The sequence below is a fragment of the Flexithrix dorotheae DSM 6795 genome, from assembly GCF_000379765.1.
In the GTDB taxonomy this organism is placed as follows: Bacteria; Bacteroidota; Bacteroidia; order Cytophagales; family Flammeovirgaceae; genus Flexithrix; species Flexithrix dorotheae.
The window spans coordinates 373,103-393,004 of record NZ_KB903454.1; the positions used below are offsets into that span (position 1 = coordinate 373,103).

14 protein-coding genes are annotated in these 19,902 nt (G+C 36.1%); 7 read left to right on the forward strand and 7 right to left on the reverse strand.

The window, feature by feature from the left end:
- Positions 1–5 precede the first annotated feature (5 nt).
- From argC to A3EM_RS0123700, 3 genes are all read right to left on the reverse strand, one after another.
- Positions 6–971, reverse strand: coding sequence for an N-acetyl-gamma-glutamyl-phosphate reductase (argC, locus tag A3EM_RS0123690; protein WP_020530743.1), 966 nt, complete (start codon positions 969–971; stop codon positions 6–8).
- A complete protein-coding gene (argG, locus tag A3EM_RS0123695) occupies positions 971–2,164 on the reverse strand; it encodes an argininosuccinate synthase (protein WP_020530744.1) in 1,194 nt (397 codons plus the stop codon). Before argG ends, argC begins: the two co-directional genes overlap by 1 nt.
- 388 nt (positions 2,165–2,552) lie before the next feature.
- Positions 2,553–3,257: an N-acetyltransferase gene (locus tag A3EM_RS0123700; RefSeq protein WP_044239617.1), complete on the reverse strand. Its 705-nt coding sequence runs from the start codon at positions 3,255–3,257 to the stop codon at positions 2,553–2,555.
- Between the two features lie 488 nt (positions 3,258–3,745).
- Between A3EM_RS0123700 and A3EM_RS0123705 the strand changes: the two genes are divergently transcribed.
- Positions 3,746–6,958 (forward strand): sensor histidine kinase, encoded by a 3,213-nt coding sequence (locus A3EM_RS0123705; RefSeq protein WP_020530746.1) that lies wholly within the window; start codon positions 3,746–3,748, stop codon positions 6,956–6,958.
- A 282-nt stretch (positions 6,959–7,240) separates the two neighbouring features.
- On the opposite strand, the gene A3EM_RS0123710 is transcribed toward A3EM_RS0123705, so the two are convergent.
- Both A3EM_RS0123710 and A3EM_RS0123720 read right to left on the reverse strand, forming a co-directional pair.
- On the reverse strand, positions 7,241–8,854 hold the full coding sequence (locus tag A3EM_RS0123710) for a SulP family inorganic anion transporter (RefSeq protein ID WP_020530747.1): 1,614 nt from the start codon (positions 8,852–8,854) through the stop codon (positions 7,241–7,243).
- A gap of 238 nt (positions 8,855–9,092) precedes the next feature.
- Positions 9,093–9,848, reverse strand: coding sequence for a glucose 1-dehydrogenase (locus A3EM_RS0123720; protein ID WP_020530749.1), 756 nt, complete (start codon positions 9,846–9,848; stop codon positions 9,093–9,095).
- Between the two features lie 232 nt (positions 9,849–10,080).
- On the opposite strand from A3EM_RS0123720, the gene A3EM_RS0123725 reads away from it, so the two are divergent.
- A complete protein-coding gene (locus tag A3EM_RS0123725; RefSeq protein ID WP_020530750.1) occupies positions 10,081–11,388 on the forward strand; it encodes an ammonium transporter in 1,308 nt (435 codons plus the stop codon).
- Positions 11,389–11,445: 57 nt separating this feature from the next.
- Here the strand turns inward: A3EM_RS0123725 and A3EM_RS0123730 are convergent, their stop codons facing one another.
- Complete coding sequence (locus tag A3EM_RS0123730; RefSeq protein WP_020530751.1) at positions 11,446–12,312, reverse strand: DMT family transporter; 867 nt, start codon at positions 12,310–12,312, stop codon at positions 11,446–11,448.
- A gap of 337 nt (positions 12,313–12,649) precedes the next feature.
- Here A3EM_RS0123730 and A3EM_RS47695 point away from each other — a divergent pair, with 337 nt between their 5' ends.
- Both A3EM_RS47695 and A3EM_RS0123750 read left to right on the forward strand, forming a co-directional pair.
- The gene (locus A3EM_RS47695; RefSeq protein WP_020530752.1) at positions 12,650–12,814 is read left to right on the forward strand and encodes a hypothetical protein; all 165 of its coding nucleotides are present in this window, start codon (positions 12,650–12,652) and stop codon (positions 12,812–12,814) included.
- Between the two features lie 364 nt (positions 12,815–13,178).
- Positions 13,179–14,288: a glycoside hydrolase family 5 protein gene (locus A3EM_RS0123750; RefSeq protein WP_020530754.1), complete on the forward strand. Its 1,110-nt coding sequence runs from the start codon at positions 13,179–13,181 to the stop codon at positions 14,286–14,288.
- Positions 14,289–14,354: 66 nt separating this feature from the next.
- Here A3EM_RS0123750 and A3EM_RS0123755 read toward each other — a convergent pair whose 3' ends face one another.
- Positions 14,355–16,034, reverse strand: a complete 1,680-nt coding sequence (locus tag A3EM_RS0123755) for a vWA domain-containing protein (RefSeq protein WP_020530755.1) — start codon at positions 16,032–16,034, stop codon at positions 14,355–14,357.
- 195 nt (positions 16,035–16,229) lie between these two features.
- Here A3EM_RS0123755 and A3EM_RS0123765 point away from each other — a divergent pair, with 195 nt between their 5' ends.
- The 3 genes from A3EM_RS0123765 (at position 16,230) to A3EM_RS43495 (ending at position 19,900) form a co-directional block, all read left to right on the forward strand.
- Positions 16,230–17,153: a DUF4380 domain-containing protein gene (locus A3EM_RS0123765; protein WP_083925294.1), complete on the forward strand. Its 924-nt coding sequence runs from the start codon at positions 16,230–16,232 to the stop codon at positions 17,151–17,153.
- Between the two features lie 267 nt (positions 17,154–17,420).
- Positions 17,421–18,857, forward strand: a complete 1,437-nt coding sequence (locus A3EM_RS0123770) for a DUF5605 domain-containing protein (protein ID WP_044239621.1) — start codon at positions 17,421–17,423, stop codon at positions 18,855–18,857.
- An 8-nt stretch (positions 18,858–18,865) separates the two neighbouring features.
- Positions 18,866–19,900 (forward strand): glucosaminidase domain-containing protein, encoded by a 1,035-nt coding sequence (locus A3EM_RS43495; RefSeq protein ID WP_020530759.1) that lies wholly within the window; start codon positions 18,866–18,868, stop codon positions 19,898–19,900.
- The last annotated feature ends 2 nt before the right edge of the window (positions 19,901–19,902 follow it).

Genomic DNA, 19,902 nt, shown 5'->3' on the forward strand with positions numbered 1-19,902 from the left:
CAAATTTAAAATCCCACAGGCTTAAGTTTCAACCCGGTAGTCTCTTCCCAGCCCAACATAAGGTTCATATTGTGAACTGCCTGACCTGAAGCACCTTTTACAAGATTATCAATCATACTAATAATCAGCACTTTATCGTCATGTTTTTCAATATATACTACAGCCTTATTGGTATTTACCACTTGTTTTAAATCAGGATTAGTATCCGATACCACCACAAATGGAGCTCCAGCATAAAATCCTTTGAAAATGGAAACAATTTCTTCATACCCTAATTGGCACTTAGTATAAACTGAAGCCATAATTCCCCGGGAAAAATTTCCTCTTACCGGAATAAAGTTAATGGCTTTATCAAAAGCGGGTTGCAACTGTTTAATACTTTGGGAAATCTCCCTTAAATGCTGGTGTTTGAATGCTTTATATACAGAAACATTATTATTTCGCCAGCTAAAATGTGTTGTTGGAGAAGGATTTTGACCAGCTCCAGTTGACCCTGTTATGGCATTCACATGCACTTCATCGGTCAATAATTTCCTTGCTGCCAGGGGTAAAATAGCCAGTTGGATACATGTAGCAAAGCATCCTGGATTCGCCAGCCTTTGGGCATCCCGGATCGCCTGACGGTTTAGTTCTGGCAAACCATAAACAAAATCGTGAAGCGGAGCTTTTATCCTAAAATCCTGACTCATATCAATTACCCTGATTTTGCCAGGAATAGGATTTTCCTTCATAAAGACTTCTGAAGCGCCATGCCCCATGCATAAAAACAACACATCAATTCTGGGGGAAATTTCACTTACAAATTCTAAATTGATCTCTCCAATTAAATCTTTGTGAATATGATGAACAGGTTTCCCTGCATTACTATTACTATGTACGAAACTGATGGTAACCCGAGGATGGTTGACTAAAATTCTCAACAACTCTCCAGCGGTATAACCAGCTCCACCAACTATTCCTACTCTTACCATTATTTATCTGAATTTACTTGGTGATAGATTTTTATTTGATTACTGATTATTTTAGTAAATCCTTTCACATCCTCTCCTGACCAGGCCAGATTCATTTCTCCATAACTTCCAAACTTAGCCGACATTAAATCATAAGGAGATTCAATTCCTAAAACATCAAATTTATAGGGAGATAGTTTCACTTTTACTTTCCCCGTCATATTTTGTTGGGTATCCTCCAGAAACTTTTCAATATTTCGCATAACCGGATCAAGGTATTGCCCTTCGTGCAACATCATGCCGTACCAATTGGCCAACTGCTCTTTCCAGTACAATTGCCATTTGGTTTGCACATGTTTACCCAAAAGATGGTGGGCCTTTATAATTATGAGTGGTGCAGCAGCTTCAAAGCCTACTCTTCCTTTTATACCAATAATAGTATCACCCACATGCACATCTCTACCCACCGCATATCCGGAGGCCAGCTCTTCTAATGCCTGTATGGCCTTCACAGGATTCTCAAAAGTTTCTCCTTCCAAACCTATCAGCTCTCCTTTTTCAAAGGAAAGTTCAATTACCTTCTCTCCAGACGCTGTGAGTTGGGTTGGATATGCCTCCTCAGGCAAAACACCATCGGAAGTCAGGGTTTCTACTCCCCCTACACTGGTTCCCCACAATCCTTTGTTGATAGAATACTTTGACTTTGTCCAGTCTCTCTCCACACCATTTGCAGCAAGATATTCTACTTCAGCTTCTCGGGATAACTTCTGGTCCCTTATTGGGGTGATGATCTCAATATCCGGAGCCATTATCTGAAAAATCAGGTCGAATCTTACCTGATCATTTCCTGCACCAGTACTTCCGTGAGCAATAGCTTCAGCACTTAAAGATTTCGCATATTTAATGATTTCCACAGCCTGAAAAACTCTTTCAGCACTTACAGAAAGTGGATAAGTATTGTTTTTGAGGATATCCCCGAAAATTAAATATTTGATACAATTTTGATAATAGCTGTCAGTGGCATCAATTGTTGTATGGGAAACAACACCCAATTTAATCGCATTACTTTCAATTTCTTTCAATTCCTCTTCTGAAAACCCACCAGTGTTTACTATTGCGGAATAAACTTCCATTTTCAATTCATTGGTCAGGTATTTCACACAATACGAAGTATCTAATCCACCGCTATAGGCAAGTACAACCTTTTTACTCATATCTCAATATTTTTAGTCTTGCTTTCAATTAAATTCCCCGAATAATCCTTATTTAAAAATTGAAAGCAACAGACTTTAATGCTTTATTAAAAATTAATGATTTACTAAATATTCAAAAATATAACTACATGCTTAAAAAGGCTAAATCCCTTTTAAAAATTTGATAAAAAACTAAAATTGGTTAAGGCTTAAATAAGTAATTTAAACTAGTGCCACAGGAACTAAATTTATATGATAAGATAGTTCCTGACAATCATTTGATACACACCAATAAAACATATGCGTATTTCGATAGGACAGGTTCTCTGTTTGTCGCACAAGTGGTATCAGGAAATTTAGCCTGGCTTTTTTATTTTAAATAAATTTTAAAACCAGGTTAAAATGTTAATCAGGAAATTGCCATCCTTTCTTTTTTCTTTTTTAACCTCAAGGCATTTTCCATTTTTCTAGATTCAATTTTTTTAGCTAATAATTCCTTTTTGTGCTTTCTCACCGCAAGGAATCGCAAAAACAATTGCCATCTTTCATATAAATTCTTTTGTTTCTTTTGCCTGTTTTGCACATCCTCGGTCGGGTCATAAATCATTCCCGTGCAGAGACAGTGTGTTCTCCCTGTTCTGGTAAGAATATCGAAATTAGTGCAACTCTGGCAACCTTTCCAGAAAGCTTCATCGGTAGTTAATTCGGAAAAGGTTACGGGTTTGTAGCCTAAGTCAGAATTAATTTTCATTACCGCCAAACTGGTAGTGATCCCAAAAATCTTGGATTTAGGGAATTTTTTTCTGGATAACTCGAAAACTTTTGCCTTAATTAATTTAGCCAACCCTCCTTTCCTGTACTCGGGCAGAACAATAAGACCGGAATTGGCTACATACTTCCCATGACTCCAGGTTTCTATATAACAAAATCCGGCAAAAGAAGTCCCTGCCAAGGCAATTACGGCCTTGCCTTCCCTTATTTTATCGGAAATATATAATGGTGATCTTTTTGCTATTCCTGTTCCTCTGGCTTTGGCTGCATCTTCCATTGCCTGAGTAATTTCCTCCGCATATTTTACATGTTCCTCAGAAGCAAATAATATTTGAAATTTCATATTTTCCCCCTCCACCCCGAAAGGTGTTATTAATTTGGCACAAAGAATAATTATAAATAAATGAAATGCTGGGCAGGCTAATCAGAAACCCGGGAAACTGCTTTGCCTCAAGGGTTTGATTTTAGTGGCGTGATCAATACACAGAGATTTGTATAGATAAATACTTAAAAACATTCCTTTTTTGCCAATAAGTAACAAATAGATATTTTTCAAAATTTACAATACAAAGCTACATTATTTTCAATAAAATAAGTCAACTGATTAATTATTTTTACACAATTCCGCCTTTTTTTTTAAATCTGCCGGAAATGATCCTGTAAAATCGATTTCATTAATTCTTAGTATATTTATATTTATTGTTTATCTTCAAAGTATAATATACTGCTACTTAAAAATGTTATTACAATAAATATTACTTTTTGATTCACTTATTAACCATTACCAGTCTAACTACACATCATACCTAACAGTAAGGTACATTTTTTAAAATGGCTATTCAATTAATTAAAAATATTAAGCCTGGATTAGTTTTTCTTTTTTTATTTAACTGCTTATTGATATACGGTCAGAAAAAAGGATTAAATCCTGAAAAGGACCTGACACAATACAATTTAAATATCTGGGGAAATAGTGATGGCCTGCCCTCTCAGGGAGCCAACAATATTTTACAGCATCAGGATGGTTATTTATGGATTTCTACTTTCAATGGATTAGTAAAATTTGATGGACGTAGTATCAGTACTATCCCTATTTTTGATACCACTGCCAATTTAATTGGCAACTCATTTAAACGACTTTATCAGGATACCGAAAACACGCTTTGGGTGTCATCCAATGGAAGTGGATTGTTATCTCTTAAGGATAATGCACTTAGTATATTCACAAAAGAAAACGGACTTCCAAGCAATATTGTAAATGATATATTAAAAGACAGAAATGGAAAACTATGGGTTGGGACAGCCAGTGGATTAACCTTTAAGAAAGAATTCGAATTTACCCAGGAAGGAGTAAAACAGCCATTAACGCAATCGGGAATAAACCGAATTATTCAGGACTCTGCCGGAAATATCTGGATTGCCACACAGGAAAAAGGAGTTTTCAAACTTACGGAGGAAGGAGAAGTTTTGGAAAATTTCCCGTTAGCCAATAAACAGGCACTTGAACTGGAACAAGACCACGTTGGAAATATTTGGATTGGCACCAATAAAGGCATCGTGATAATTTCCCCACAAAATAGAATATTTAGTTTTGGTCCACAACACGAACTTCCCGGATTAATTATCAAAGCCATCTATGAAGATCAGGATAAGGGCATTTGGATTGGTACTAATAAAGGTTTATGCAGATTTTATAATAATGAACTTCAGGTGTTGGTAGAAAAAAGCCAGATTCCAAATCATGATGTAACCAATATTATTGAAGACAATGAGGGTAATTTATGGGTAAGCACTTACCAATCAGGGTTTTACCAACTAACAGAAGGAAAGTTCACTACTTATACTATCAATCAGGGACTTACCGGAAATCATGTGTATAGCATTGTAGAATCAGATACAGGGCAATACCTTGTGGCCACTAATGCCGGAATAAGTCAGTTTAAACCAGGTTGGGACTGGCACCCATTTTTGGTAGACGGAAAACCATTTAATAAAAGGGTAAGAGATTTATTTATTGACAGTAAAGGCAACACCTGGTTTTGTACTGAAAATACCCTTTTCTGTATGGAAAATGGAGGTAAATTAAAAAAGTATTCTACAAAGGACGGTCTATCACATGCTTATGTTAGAACTATTTTTGAGGACAAGGAAGGAAATATGTGGTTTGGAACTGAAGATGGTTTAAATAAATTTTCTGATGGAGAATTTGTCCCAATTTTGGCTGAAGGAGAATTGTCAAGCCAAAAGATACATGCTATCAATCAGGATAGTGAGGGAACCATTTGGATATCAACCGAGGAAGGACTTAATAGCCTAAAGGATGGAAAGATAACTTCCTACACCTCCAAAGACGGACTATCCGGAAATGTCATTTTCCAGATTTATGAAGATGAGGACGAAGTCCTCTGGATCGGTACTAATGGAGGTATTACCCGATACAAAAACAATGAATTTATAAGTATTAACAGAGCCAATAATTTCCCTATTCATTCCGCTTTCGATTTTTTGGAGGATGAAGAAAACAATTTGTGGATACCGTGTAATGGAGGTATTTTAAGAGTACCCAAATCAGAGCTGAATGCTGTTGCCGATGGAGAAATTAAGAAAATTACAAGTTTCAGAATTTTTAATAAGGATGATGGCATGAAAGCCAATGCAGCAACTGCTAATGCCAGATCCTTAATTTCCACGAATGGCTCTTTTTGGATTGCCACTCCTAATGGGGTTACTTTAATAGAAAATCCCCTTGAAATTTCCCTGAATAAACAGGCTCCAAAAATAATAATTGAATCGATTTCGGTTGATAATAAAAACGTACCCATAAAAAGCCCAATAGTTATTCCTCCAGGTAACCACAGGATCAACATTAAATTCACTGCATTAAGTTTTAAAGCACCCAAAAGGGTCACCTTTGCTTATGCCCTGGAGCCCGAATATCACATGCAAAAAATTGGCAGCCAGAGAGAGGTTTCCTTTAACAATCTCCATCCTGATACCTATAATTTTACGGTAATGGCTTTTAATAATGATGACTTTTACCATCAGACTGAATTGGTGATCATCAAACAACCCTATTTTTACCAGAAAACCTTATTTCAGTTATTAGCTCCTTTCCTGGTGCTAATTTTCCTGATGTTGGTTACCAAATGGAATTCCAGAAGGGTAAGAAAGCAAAATGAATTTCTGGAGCAAACCGTTCAGGAAAGAACAGAAGAGATTCATATTCAAAAAGAACAAATTGATAAACAACGGAAAAGTATTGAAAGAAAGAACAAAGAGTTGGGCAGAAAAAATTCCGAACTCATAGATTTAAATGAGGAAAAAAATCAATTGATTGGAATTGTAGCTCATGATTTGAAAAGCCCATTAGGGCAAATATATGGGTTAATTAACCTCATCAAAATGGATGGGGATAATCTTACCGAGGAGCAAAAAATGTATTTTGACCACATTTTTAATTCTGCCAACCGATTGAATGGTATGATCTCCCATATTCTAAATGTGGAATCCATTGAATCCAAAAGCTTCAATTTTAGCATGGAGGTGATTAATTTGTATTATACACTACTGGATGTGAGCAATGATTATACCCCGGATCTAAACAGGAAGCAGCTGAAGCTGGAATTTTCCCCTGAAAAGCCTCAGGATTTTTTGGTAGAAACAGATGCCAAAATTGTAGTTCAGGTTTTTGCTAATCTTTTATCAAATGCCATTAAATTTTCCCCTCCTGAAAAGAAAATTTTTGTGTCAATTTCTACAGCAGAAAAAGGAAAAGTAAGAGTAGAAATTAAAGATGAAGGTCCCGGGATTACCAAGGAAGATATGAAAAAATTATTTGGTAAATACCAGCGTCTGAGTGCCAAACCTACCGGAGGAGAGAAATCAACCGGCCTGGGGCTCGCCATAGCCAAAAAATATGTAGAAGCACTTAAGGGAAAGATCTGGTGTGAAAGCCAGGAAGGAAAAGGAGCCAGTTTTATTGTAGAATTTCCACTCGCCAAAAGCAAAAAGAAAAAACAAAAAGCAGAGGAGACCAAAACATGATTGGGTGCATATTTTTCATTCTATAAAGCCTTAATCTTTTATTCAATTCCTACATTAAAGTATCCATTCCATAACCCAACTTGTAATTTTATCCGTAATGCTGCTTTAAGCACCTATGCTTTTATTTCCGAGGAATAACAACCTCTCTATCAGTTTTTTATAGCAAAATAATACACGATTAATTTTGAATTATTATTAAATGAGTATTTGGCTTTATTAGGAAAAGCAAAAAAAAAGACATCTTCATTAAAAGATGTCCATTCCTTTTAAAAATTTTTCTTTTTAGAATTCCTCCACGTTTTCCCCGGAAACCACATAGTACCTGGGATCGTCCACATCATCTATAATTATTTCATCAAATTTAGGGTTTGCCTTTTTCAGGATGTTTTTACAATCCTCGCTCAAGTGAATCAACTTCAAAAACTTGCCCTGAGATTCATATTTTTCCACCAGATTGGTAATGGCTTCCACTCCGGAGAAGTCTGACACCCTGGATTCTATAAAATCTATTTCTACATTATCAGGATCATTCTTGGTATCAAATTTTGAGTTGAATTCTGAAATTGACCCAAAAAAGAGCGGCCCCCAGATTTCATAAACCTTAGTTCCATCTTCCTTAAACCTTTTTCTGGCTCTAATTCTTTTGGCATTTTCCCATGCAAATACTAAAGCTGAAATAATCACCCCTGCAAAAACGGCAATTGCCAGGTCAAAAATTACTGTTAATGATGATACCGCAATTAATACAAATGCATCAGATTTTGGGATTTTGTGTAAAACCCTGAAGCTACTCCAGGCAAATGTACCGATTACCACCATGAACATTACCCCAACTAAAGCCGCCATGGGTATCATTTCAATATAACTGGAAGCGAAAAGTATAAAACACAATAATGCAATTGCTGCCACAATTCCTGAAAGACGACCTCTACCACCAGAATTTACATTGATGATACTTTGCCCGATCATGGCACAGCCTCCCATTCCACCAAATAAGCCGGTTACAATATTGGCAGTACCCTGCGCTACACATTCTTTATTACTCCGTCCCCTTGTTTCTGTAATTTCATCAATAAGGTTGAGTGTCATTAATGACTCAATTAACCCGATCGCCCCCAGAATTAGAGCATAGGGTAGAATAAATTTTAAAGTATCTAAATTTAAAGGTAAAACAGAAAACAATTCAGTTTGAAAGGTGGGTAATCCTCCTTCTAATCCTGCTCCTCCACCATCTCTGATAAATGAACCCACTGTGCTTACATTCAAATTTCCGAATATGGCCACCGCACTTACAATAATGATGGCCGTTAATGCAGCCGGAATTTTTTTGGTAATTTTTGGAAGAAAATACATAATGGCCATGGTAAGTGCCACAAGACCCAACATGGTAAATAATTCAGTGCCTTCTAAATAGGATTTTACGCCATTTTCTGTTTTTGTAAATAGGCCCAGCTGAGACTTAAAAATTACAATGGCTAATCCATTCACAAACCCCATCATTACCGGATGAGGAATTAATCTCACAAACTTTCCCAATCTAAATACACCCGCTCCAATCTGGAAAAATCCCATTAAAATTACAGTGGCAAAAAGATAAAGCAAACCCAGGTTTTCAACAGGGTTTTCCATGGCAAGTCCTCTTTCATTTCCCTGTGCCACAAGGGTAACCATTACTACCGCAAGTGCACCAGTAGCACCGGAAATCATTCCGGGTCGTCCTCCCAACACGGAAGTAATTAAGCCGATCATAAAAGCGGCATACAAACCTACCAAAGGGTCAACCCCTGCCACAAAAGCAAAAGCAACTGCTTCCGGCACCAAAGCCAGAGCTACGGTCAGGCCTGATAAAATATCATCTTTCGAATTGACTGATTTTTTTCTGATTAACTCGATCATTTACCAAATAAATAGTTGTGCACAATAAATTGTAATTTGTGAATTTTCCAGGGAATGACGGACAGATAAAAAAGCTCCAATTGGAAGTGTACCACAAAACCCTAAAAACGGGCGCAAAGGTAGGAAATTTTACGGGCTATCCCATTTGTTTACACAAATTTATGAGGATAATGACTGATTATATATTTGAAAAACCGAATACAAGTATTTTTAAGGTAAAAAAGCAGCTCCAAAAAAGTTAGATGGTCAATCCTCCATCGGCTGTAAATACAGCTCCTGTACAGAAGGAACCTGCATCGGAAGCCAACATCAAAGCCAGACTGGCAATATCTTCAGGTTTTCCAATATCCTGAATAGGTTGCATTTTAAAAACCTGAGACATGATTTTTTCATTCGACCAAAGTGCCTCACTGAATTTGGTTTTAATCAACCCTGGACAAATGGTATTTACCCTAACCTTATCTTTTCCCCATTCTTTTGCAGTCACTTTGGAAAGCATTATCAGGGCTGCCTTACTCACACTATACAACCCTAACCCAAAACCGGGAGTTATACCCTCCACACTACTAATATTGATTACAGCACCTCCCCCATTATCCTTCATAATTGGATAAACCAGTTTACTAATCAAAAAAGGACCTTTCACATTCACATCCATAATTTTATCAAATGCTTCTGTAGTTGCCTCCTCAACCGGACCAAAAATCGGATTGGTGGCAGCATTATTCACCAAAATATCAATTCTGCCATAATCCTGCTTCGTAGTTTCAAAAAGCTGCTTCACCTCTTCCATTTTACCCATATTACAGGCTATAGCTCCGGCTGAAATTCCTTCCCTTTTAAATTCCTCCCCCACTTCATCTACCGCCTGCTGCTTCCTGCTACTTAAAATCACGGTGGCTCCGGCTTTTCCGAATAAAAAGGCAATGGATTTTCCGATCCCCTTACTGGCCCCGGTTATGAGCGCTACCCTCCCTTTTAGTATCTGTTCCATGTTTTGTTGTTGGATAATGAGTCAATAAAAATTAGTCAGGAAGTTAAAAACTTTTTAGTTCAATCAATAATTTTCAAAAAACTGATTTTTATAATTTTTACATTAAAAATAAGCTATTGTTATTATTTTTTTGAGATTTAGGGTAATTTATAGTGCATTTTATAAGTAAATTATACTATTTTTGAAAATTCAAATTCTTTTATAAACTGAAAAAATAATAATTTACAGAGAAATGAAAAAAAGAGGACTGTTTTTTACCCTAATCCTGTTAACCTTGCCACTTCTGGGTTTTAGTCAGGAAACTGAACCCGCAATCAACACAGGAGATACCGCCTGGATGCTCATAGCAACCGCACTAGTGGCATTAATGACCCCGGCAGGATTAACTTTATTTTATGGAGGCCTCACCCAGCGGAAAAGTGTTTTGAACACGATCGGTATGAGTTATACTGCTTTTTGTACGGCATCAATTGTTTGGGTGGTCATTGGCTACAGCATTGCTTTTGGAGGCTCCAACGATCCTTATTTTGGCTCTCTCGAATTTTTATTATTACAAAATATTCCAATCGACAGTGTGAGTGGCACAATCCCGACTTTACTTTTTGTAATGTTTCAGGGTACTTTTGCCGCAATTGCTGTAGCACTGGTAAGTGGTTCAATTATAGAACGTGTTAAATATTCTACCTGGTTTATATTTTCCATCCTTTGGGTAATATTAGTCTATTCTCCAGTCGCGCATTGGGTTTGGAGTGAATCGGGATTCTTATTACAACATGGTGATTTGGATTTTGCCGGAGGAACGGTAATTCATATTAATGCCGGAATAGCCGGTTTGGTATTGGCTTATATGTTAGGTAAAAGAGTAGATCACGAAAAACCAACAGCTGCAAAACCTTCTTCAATCAAATTAATGGTTTTAGGTTCTTCCTTATTATGGTTCGGCTGGTTTGGATTTAATGGAGGAAGTGAATTAGCAGCAGATTTTATCACAGCAAATGCACTATTAGTTACAAATGTAGCAGCAGCTGCTGGTGGACTTTCCTGGTTACTTATCGAATGGAATACAGTTCATAAAAAACCAACACTTATTGGAAGTGCCTCAGGTGTGGTTTCAGGATTGGTAGGTATCACACCCGCTGCAGGTTTTGTGGATGTAACCGGAGCTTTAGTCATCGGTATCTTATCGGGTGCAATTGGATATTTTGGGGTGGTTAAATTGAAAAAGATTTTAGGTTATGATGATACGCTTGACGTTTTCGGTATTCATGGCTTGGTTGGAATATTTGGAGCAATTGCCACAGGAATATTTGCTAACCCAGAGATTAATGGCGCAGCAGGTCTGTTATACGGAAATCCGGGTCAGGTGGTAACTCAGTTTTATGGAGTATCAGTCACCATAATTTTCTCGGGTATTGCCTCAGCTATTTTATTTAAGGTGGCAACCTTATTAACCGGAGGAAGCCGGGTAACTAAGAAAGTAGAAGAAGAGGGAATGGATTTAGCCTATCACGGTGAAGCAGGATTTAATATATTGGATTAATCTCCCACTTTCTTTGTAAAAAGAATTGGAGAAAGGGCATTGAAAAGTGCCCTTTCTTTATTTTATAAGAATTAATAATGTTCCAAAAATCATTATAAAAGAGCCCAATAAGCGCATTTTTATGTCCTTTTCTTTCAAGAAGAAAAATCCCATCAATACATTTATCACAGAAGACAACTGAAAAAGAGCTAGAGAATATCCCACAAATACTTTTTGAAAAGTAAATAAGGTAAACAGTTGCATAATGGTAATGGAAAGAAACAATCCTAAAAAATTTAATTTCTGAGCAGACATTAAATAAAAATCTTTTTGTTTTATTTCTTTTTTCTGAAAGGCATAAATTAAAATGAGAAAAGGAGACCCTATTATTGCCCAAAAAACAAGTGCTGTGAGCGGATTTGATAATAATACAACCTTTTTAATGATAACAGCCGAAACAGCCGAGAGAGTAATACCGGAAATTCTTAACCAAAAGCCTTTTGAAAGATATAGCGCAAACGTATTTCCATTGCGTTCCCCTGACATGTTCAGAAAGTAACTGCCCAATACTATTATAAGCATTCCAATAAGCCCCTTAACAGAAGGAATTTCGTAAAGGATAAAAATGCCAAATAATAATGCAATTACAGGTTTAAAAGCATTTAGAGGTCCAAATAAGGATAAATCCATATTCTGTAGTGATTTCACAAGAAGAAAATTCCCAAAAGCATCCAACACACCAACCAAAATCATATACATCCAAAATTGATTTGGAATATTTCTGATCTCTAAAAACCACAATACCGGTAGGGATATTAATGCTAGGAAAGTATAGGCAAATAGCACTACAAAAAGTGGGGAGACCTGGCTATTCGTTAATTTCTTTTGAAAAAAATTTGAAAAAGGGCTGGCAAATACTCTGATTAAGATAAATATCAGGATCATTTTGTTGAAAGATGGGCTGTTAGAACTCTAGTTTTCTTTAATCTTCAAAGAATAAGGTTAAAGGTATCATTTACTTTTATCAATACACCTTTTTATAGGCAATCACCTTGAAATTATTTGTTTTTTTTTTGTGGTTTAATTACATTGTAATAAAAATATTCAAGGAATAATAATAAATGCGCACTTCCGTTAACATAACGTTGTTCAATAAGTGTTAAGGTTGCTAAACCATTAACAATTAACCAATTGAGATAAATTTTTTTATGTACCTTATCGCATATGTTTGTAAGGATTAATTGAAACTATAATTTTTTTTAAATTCAAAACTTTATATATCATGGCACAACAAGTAATTGAAAAAGGAGATAAAATCGCCAACGAGGAATATGGAATCAAACCTGCCTATCCTCAGGAATACGAATGGATGATTTCAGTGGGAATTGTTCTTGGAGCAGTTCTTATAATTGGTTTTACCATATTAGCTTATGCTGAAATTTTCTAAGCAAATTGAATCTGGTTTAAAAAAAGCACCCTGATCGGGTGCTTTTTTTGTTTGTGCTCACATATGGTACTGATCAGCCTAAAAAGGTAAAAAAGGCCTTTTACCGCTTAACTTTAAAAAGTAGATTGAAAGCACAGGCAGGAAAAAACGGTAGATCTTTTTTGAAAATATGAATTTATTAATCAGGTCCAAAAAAATTAGTGCTTCAATGGCTAATTTTTTTTATAATTTATTCAGGCAGAAAGGAGCTAATTAATCGTATTTCATCTATTTAATAATTTGGTTATAGCCCCACTAGTACTTAGTTTTAAATTTTGAAGAATAAAATCTTCCATTAGCGCATTCACCTTTGTAATCTAAAAAAATGAAATCGATACTAATTTTTTTAACTGCATTTTTATTCGTTTCAGGCTTTGATCATTCAGAGCAATATCAAAGTGAAAAATTATTCAAAAAGAAATTCTTCCAAATAAAACGAGGCACCAATATAAGCCACTGGCTTTCCCAAAGTAAAAAAAGAGGAGAAGAAAGAGCCGGGTATTTTACTGCGGAAGATGTAGCCTTTTTGGCCGAAATTGGTTTTGACCATATTAGGATTCCCATAGATGAAGAACAAATGTGGGATGAGGACGGCAATAAGGAAGAGGAGGCTTTCAAATTACTTCACAATGCCATTGGTTGGGCATTTGAAAAAGAGCTCAAGGTAATTGTAGATTTGCACATCCTTCGCTCCCATCATTTTAATAATGAAGAAAAACCGCTTTGGACCGACCCAAAAGCTCAGGAAGGTTTTTTCCAATGTTGGAGAGAACTTTCAGCAGAACTCAAGAAATACCCAAACGAAAACCTGGCTTACGAGCTGATGAATGAACCTGTAGCAGATGACCCAAATGACTGGAACAAACTAATTTCCAAGGGAATAGCAATCGTTAGGGAAAATGAACCCGAAAGAAAAATTTTTATTGGCTCCAATCGCTGGCAATCTACGGAGACTTTTGGAGATTTGGTTCTTCCGGAGGATGATAAAAATATTGTAGTGAGCTTTCATTTTTATGAGCCATTTTTAGTAACTCATCACCAGGCCAGCTGGACAAAAATTGGGGCCTATAAAGGAAATGTAACGTATCCTGGCAGAACTGTAGAAGAAAAAGACCTGATAGGGCTTTCTCCAGAAGTCATTCGGGCAGTTACTGAAAGTAATGGTTATTTCGATAAAGCTAAACTGGAGGAAAGAATTTTAAAACCAGTAAAATTTGCAAAAGAACGAGGACTTCAGGTTTATTGCGGGGAATGGGGCTGCCTGCCCACTGTACCCAGAGAATCATTTATCAATTGGTACTCAGATGTAAAATCTATATTAGAAAAACACAAAATAGCCTGGACTACCTGGGATTATAAAGGAGGATTTGGGGTTAGGGAAAGAGATGGAAAAACCCCAGTCAATGACTTGATTGAGGTTTTAGTGGGGGATTAAAAATAATAGTATAAAAAAGGCCCCAGTTTTTTTTCATAAAGCCTGGGGCCTTTATTTCCTATACTTTTACTCCCCTCTTGCCATCAAATTACAAGACTCCACCAATTGTATAAACTCTCTTCTATAGCCCTCATCATCATCACCCATTGCGTTTTTCCCAAGGCTAATTACCTGGGCATAATTCAGAGTTCCCTTAAATTCAGAGTCTCTTAAGAGCAAACTAAAACCTGCCACAGAAGCAGAGAACCGGAAATTTTCAGAAGTATTTTTCAATGCCCTTTCTTTATCTGCTAATACTTCCTGAACCAGTTTACTTTTATCCTCCTCGGGCAATTTGTACCGTAATTTCACAGTAAGTAAATCATTGGATTTATTTCCGGATTGAGGTGTTTGGTATTTCAACTCATCTACAGATTTCACAAATTCACTTTCTATGCCCACGGGAATAATTTCATAAAGTGCAGTTACCGTGTGTCCGGCTCCAAGTTCCCCGGCATCTTTTTTATCATCATTAAAATCCTCACTTTTTAGCATCCTGTTTTCATATCCAATTAAACGATAAGCCTGTACTTTTTCAGGGTTAAATTCTACCTGAATTTTCACATCTTTGGCAATAGTGAATAAAGTTGCCCGCATTTGATGTACAAATACTTTTTGGGCTTCCTTAATGTTATCGATATAAAAATAATTCCCGTTACCGGCATTGCTGATTTGTTCCATTCTGCCATCTTTATAATTCCCCATACCAAACCCACAAATGGTCAGGTAAATACCAGATTTTCTTTTCTCCTCTATCATCCTTACCATTTCAGAGGTAGAGGAAACACCCACATTAAAATCTCCATCAGTAGCCAGGATAATCCTGTTATTTCCATTTTCAATCAGATTTTCTTCCGCAATTTCATAAGCCAGTTTGATCCCAGCTCCACCAGCAGTCGAGCCACCAGCCTGTAATTTATCAAGTGCCTTCATAATGGTTTCTTTTTCCGTAGCCGGAGTGGATGGTAAAACACAACCCGCAGCACCTGCATAAACCACAATTGCCACTTTATCTTTATCTCCAAGTTTGTCTAATAACAATTTTAAAGAAGAGCGCAACAAAGGCAATTTATTGGCATCTTCCATTGAGCCAGAAACATCAATTAGGAACACTAAATTAGAAGCAGATAAATTTTCATAGTCCAAATCCTTTCCCTGCAGACCAATATGCACCAGTTTGTGTTTTTCATTCCAAGGGGCCGGTCCCACTTCGGTGTTGATCGAAAAAGGGACATCATTTTTAGGCTGTGGATAATCGTAATCAAAATAATTGATAAATTCTTCTATTCTGACTGCATCTTTGTAAGGCATTTGTCCCCCGTTTATAAATCTCCTGGCATTGGTGTAAGAAGCATTATCCACATCTATGGAAAAGGTGGATAACGGACTGGTTTTAGGAGTTTGAAAAATATTTTCCACGATATGGTCATATTCTTCAGTATTGTGTGTTCTTCCTGTTTCCATATCAGGTGCAAATTCCTCTTCTATATGATCTCCTGATTGAATGGAATAATAAAAATCCTGAGCATTCATATCCTTTTTCTCAAATAATTTTCTTGTTTTTAAAGAGGGGTTATTCCCAGAAACAGTGGGAGATAAATCTTCTGTGGCGGGTTCTTCTTTCGCAATCTGGCTATTTTTCGAACAAGCGTTTGCCATCAATAAGGCTAATGAAATAATGGTAATTTTTAAAACTGAATTTCTCATGGTTTATCTTTTTGTTTTAATCCATGATGCAGGGGTTCTTTCAATTCCATAATAATTTATGATTTTTTTTAAAATCCTGATGTTATTTCCCAAAAACAGTTCTCTTAAATTATAAAATGCTACTTCTCCAAATAGAAATAACCATTATATTTAAGTCCTAAACTTAATTGCTCCCATTATTGAAAATTTACATTAATGTTAAATAATTTTTTATCACTTATACTACCTGTTTTTCTTTCGGCCTCCTTTTCATGTTTTAATAAGACAAATTCTATTTCTATGGAAGAAGGGATAAAAGCCAGGCCGATCGAGTTAAAAAATGGAAATCTTACTGTAAGCATAGACCCTCAGACTGGTGGTAGAATTACTTCATTTAGGCTGGGGACAGACGAAATGTTAATCCAGAATCAAAATGGTTTAACCAACTATGGTTCAACTTTCTGGACTGCCCCACAAAGTGATTGGAACTGGCCTCCCTTTCCAGCGCTACATCAGGAGGCCTATACCATTGTTAAACAAAACAAGAATTATCTTGAAATTGAAAGTTCACCAAATGCCCCATGTGGATTTCAGGTAAAAAAGATATTTAGATTTGGAAAGAATGATAATCTGGAAATCACTTATGAATTGAAGAACATTTCAAAAGACATTAAAAAAGCTGGTCCATGGGAAATTACAGTTGTCCCTGCAGGTGGCTTAACTTTATTTCCAAATGGCTCAAAAAACAACCTTAAAACTTCCACTCTGAGTTTTAACCAAAATGAAAAATATCAATTTTTCTTTTATGATGACCAGGTTTTACAAAATCAACAAAAGCTTTTTGCTTTTCCCAAGGAAGGATGGTTAGGGCATTTGAATCCTAATAATTTACTATTCATCAAAAAAATTGATATTTTTTCCAGTGAGGAGGTATCGCCAACTCATGGACTGGTAGAAGTTTATATTAGCAAAAAATCAAAATATATGGAGCTTGAAAACCATGGAAAATATCAACAACTTAAGCCAAATGAATCATTAAAATATAGGGTTAATTGGTATCTTAAAAAATTAGATGGGGAATTCTCAACAGAAATTAATATCGATAGTATTGGCGAGCAGATTTCTGAAATTATTCAATAATTAAATAATGGATAATATCCTTCCTAACACAAAAAACCAAACGGAAAAAACAAAATCCGAAATGCTAAAATCACCAATGTAAAATTATGTTTCATCAATGAAAGCAAACATCTTTCATTATATTAATTAAGTATGCAACTACTTTCACAAAAGCCAAAACAAAATTCCATTAGCCAAAATTTAAATAGAGTTCACCCTCCCAGTCAATTAAAGGTGTTATTTCTGGTCGGGTTTTTAATTTGTTTATCCCATTTTTCCATTGCTCAGATGAAAGTAGAAAAATGGGATATGTTTGAGGTTTCATTAAGGGGACCATCTGATGGAAACCCATTCAAAGAGGTTGAGTTATCAGCCACTTTTGCAAAAGGTTCTGAAAGGATAACCTGCAATGGATTTTATGATGGTAATGGAGTTTACAAGGTCAGGTTTATGCCAAAATCTGAAGGAGACTGGTCCTATATTACGGTCAGTAACCATAAAATGCTGAACAATAAAAAGGGGGAATTCAGTTGTATAGAGCCTTCCGGTAACAATCATGGACCAGTAAAAGTGGCTGATACCAGACATTTTTCTTATGAAGATGGCACACCTTATTTACCCTTCGGAACCACTTGTTATGCCTGGACTCACCAACCTCAGGAATTACAGGACCAAACTGTAAAAACACTAGCTAAAGCTCCATTCAATAAAATCAGAATGTGTGTGTTTCCCAAACACTATACTTTTAACCAAAATGATCCCGACTACTATCCATTTGAAGGAGATAGCAAGGAAAACTTCAATTTCGCTAAATTCAACATGGATTATTGGAAAAACCTGGAAAAGCGGATAATACAAATGCAGGAATTGGGTATAGAAGTAGATTTGATTTTATTCCATCCTTACGATTATAACAAATGGGATTTTAATAAATTAGACATTCCCACTTCAGAATTTTACCTAAAATATTTAACCGCCCGGCTTTCCTCATTTCGAAACATCTGGTGGTCAATGGCCAATGAATTTCATATTATGCAAAAGTCGGATGAGGATTGGGAAACCCTTGCCAAAATTGTAATGGATAATGACAATTACAATCATCTTATTTCAAACCACAATCACCCCAGAGTGGAATTCGACTGGTCTAAACCATGGGTAACTCATGTAAGTATACAAAATCCTGATATGCGGTATGTAGCAGGTTTGGCTGAAAAATACGAAAAACCAATCATTAATGATGAGTGCGAATATGAAGGAAATCTCAATACGCCCTGGGGAAGTATTTCAGCAGAGGAATTAATTAACCGGTATTGGATTGGGATAGTGAATGGCGTTTATACCACCCATGGGGAAACTTATATGGATGAAAATGATGTGATCTGGTGGGCAAAGGGAGGCATATTAAAAGGAAAAAGCGCCAAAAGAATTGCCTTTCTAAAGGAAATTTTGGAAGATGCTCCCGCACAAAGACCTGACAAAATAAAACCTAAAGGCTGGTGGGATAAAATAGCCAGTGGCAGTTTCGATGATCAGATTTTAATCTATTTTGCAGATCATCAACCTGTATTTTGGGAGTTTGAATTTCCGGAGGGCAATCAATATTCCATTGAATTGATCGACCCCTGGGAAATGAAAACCACCCCTATTAAAGGAACTTTTAAAGGAAAATGTAAAATTGATTTACCAGCCAAACCATATCTGGCACTTCGAATAAAAAAGATTTAATTCTCTTGATGGTACTTTCTGTTTATTTTAAAGCATTGCCGGTATGGGTTTTATTTTGCTTGTTTTTCAAAATTTCCTACTCCCATGCTCAGGATGAGCTGAAGTTAATTGTTGAACATCCAAAGGAGGCATTACTTGGAGAAGAAGTAGCCTTTAAATTCCAAGCTGGAAATAAACTTAATTATATTCAGGTTTATGCGAATAGCGGATCCCTTGGAAAAATCAAATTAGAAAGAGAACCATTTATCTTCGCTTTCAAGTTCAATTACAGTGGAGTAAAAAAATTAAAGTTTAATGGAATCGACCATAAAGGAATAGTACTTAAAACTATAGAAAGTACGATTTTTATTGCCAAAGAAGCATCTACCAATAACAATTATGGGGAAGTGCTCCACTTTCCCCCTACTCCAAATGAAGATGAAGTAAACGGAAAAAACAACAATGCTTATCTGGCAGCTAAATTAGGGGTAACCTCCAAAGAAAAAATCAATTTTATAAATACGATTTCCAAATATGCAAAGAAAATCGGAAATCAATATAATATTCCTGCCAGCGCACTAATAGGAATTGCAGCTTTGGAAAGCGGATATGGCTTTACCAGAACTGCCTATTATGCCAATAATTTAATGGGCATCAAAAAATGGGGCCTAAACCCTGAAAATGCCTACCAGCTAAAAGGACAGCCAGACGAAGATGAGGGCAAAGTATTAATTCTCAGAAAAACTGCCACTGGTGAATTTATTTTCGATGAATCAAAAAGAAAAGATAACTGGTATGAAAATTTTTCCTCGAGAGAAGAATGCCTGAGGTTTTTTGCTGAAATAATTTTATTGAATATTGACGATTCTCGTTGGAGAGCCCACCGAAAACCTGTAATTAATTATGAAATAAACAGGGCAAATGGAATGGATAAAAAAACCGCTTCCAGGCAGTTTATTTTCGAGTTGGGGGAAAATGGATATAATCACCTTGGTGGAAAAATATACTTAGAAAGAGTAGGGAAAGTAATGGACGAACTAAACCTTTATCAATATGATGATTAGTT

Coding starts and splice junctions, on each gene's coding strand:
- argC (WP_020530743.1), bottom strand. CDS start 971: ATGGTAAGAGTAGGAATAGTTGGTGGAGCTGGTTATACCGCTGGAGAG.
- argG (WP_020530744.1), bottom strand. CDS start 2,164: ATGAGTAAAAAGGTTGTACTTGCCTATAGCGGTGGATTAGATACTTCG.
- A3EM_RS0123700 (WP_044239617.1), bottom strand. CDS start 3,257: ATGAAATTTCAAATATTATTTGCTTCTGAGGAACATGTAAAATATGCG.
- A3EM_RS0123705 (WP_020530746.1), top strand. CDS start 3,746: ATGGCTATTCAATTAATTAAAAATATTAAGCCTGGATTAGTTTTTCTT.
- A3EM_RS0123710 (WP_020530747.1), bottom strand. CDS start 8,854: ATGATCGAGTTAATCAGAAAAAAATCAGTCAATTCGAAAGATGATATT.
- A3EM_RS0123720 (WP_020530749.1), bottom strand. CDS start 9,848: ATGGAACAGATACTAAAAGGGAGGGTAGCGCTCATAACCGGGGCCAGT.
- A3EM_RS0123725 (WP_020530750.1), top strand. CDS start 10,081: ATGAAAAAAAGAGGACTGTTTTTTACCCTAATCCTGTTAACCTTGCCA.
- A3EM_RS0123730 (WP_020530751.1), bottom strand. CDS start 12,312: ATGATCCTGATATTTATCTTAATCAGAGTATTTGCCAGCCCTTTTTCA.
- A3EM_RS47695 (WP_020530752.1), top strand. CDS start 12,650: ATGGCACAACAAGTAATTGAAAAAGGAGATAAAATCGCCAACGAGGAA.
- A3EM_RS0123750 (WP_020530754.1), top strand. CDS start 13,179: ATGAAATCGATACTAATTTTTTTAACTGCATTTTTATTCGTTTCAGGC.
- A3EM_RS0123755 (WP_020530755.1), bottom strand. CDS start 16,034: ATGAGAAATTCAGTTTTAAAAATTACCATTATTTCATTAGCCTTATTG.
- A3EM_RS0123765 (WP_083925294.1), top strand. CDS start 16,230: ATGTTAAATAATTTTTTATCACTTATACTACCTGTTTTTCTTTCGGCC.
- A3EM_RS0123770 (WP_044239621.1), top strand. CDS start 17,421: ATGAAAGTAGAAAAATGGGATATGTTTGAGGTTTCATTAAGGGGACCA.
- A3EM_RS43495 (WP_020530759.1), top strand. CDS start 18,866: ATGGTACTTTCTGTTTATTTTAAAGCATTGCCGGTATGGGTTTTATTT.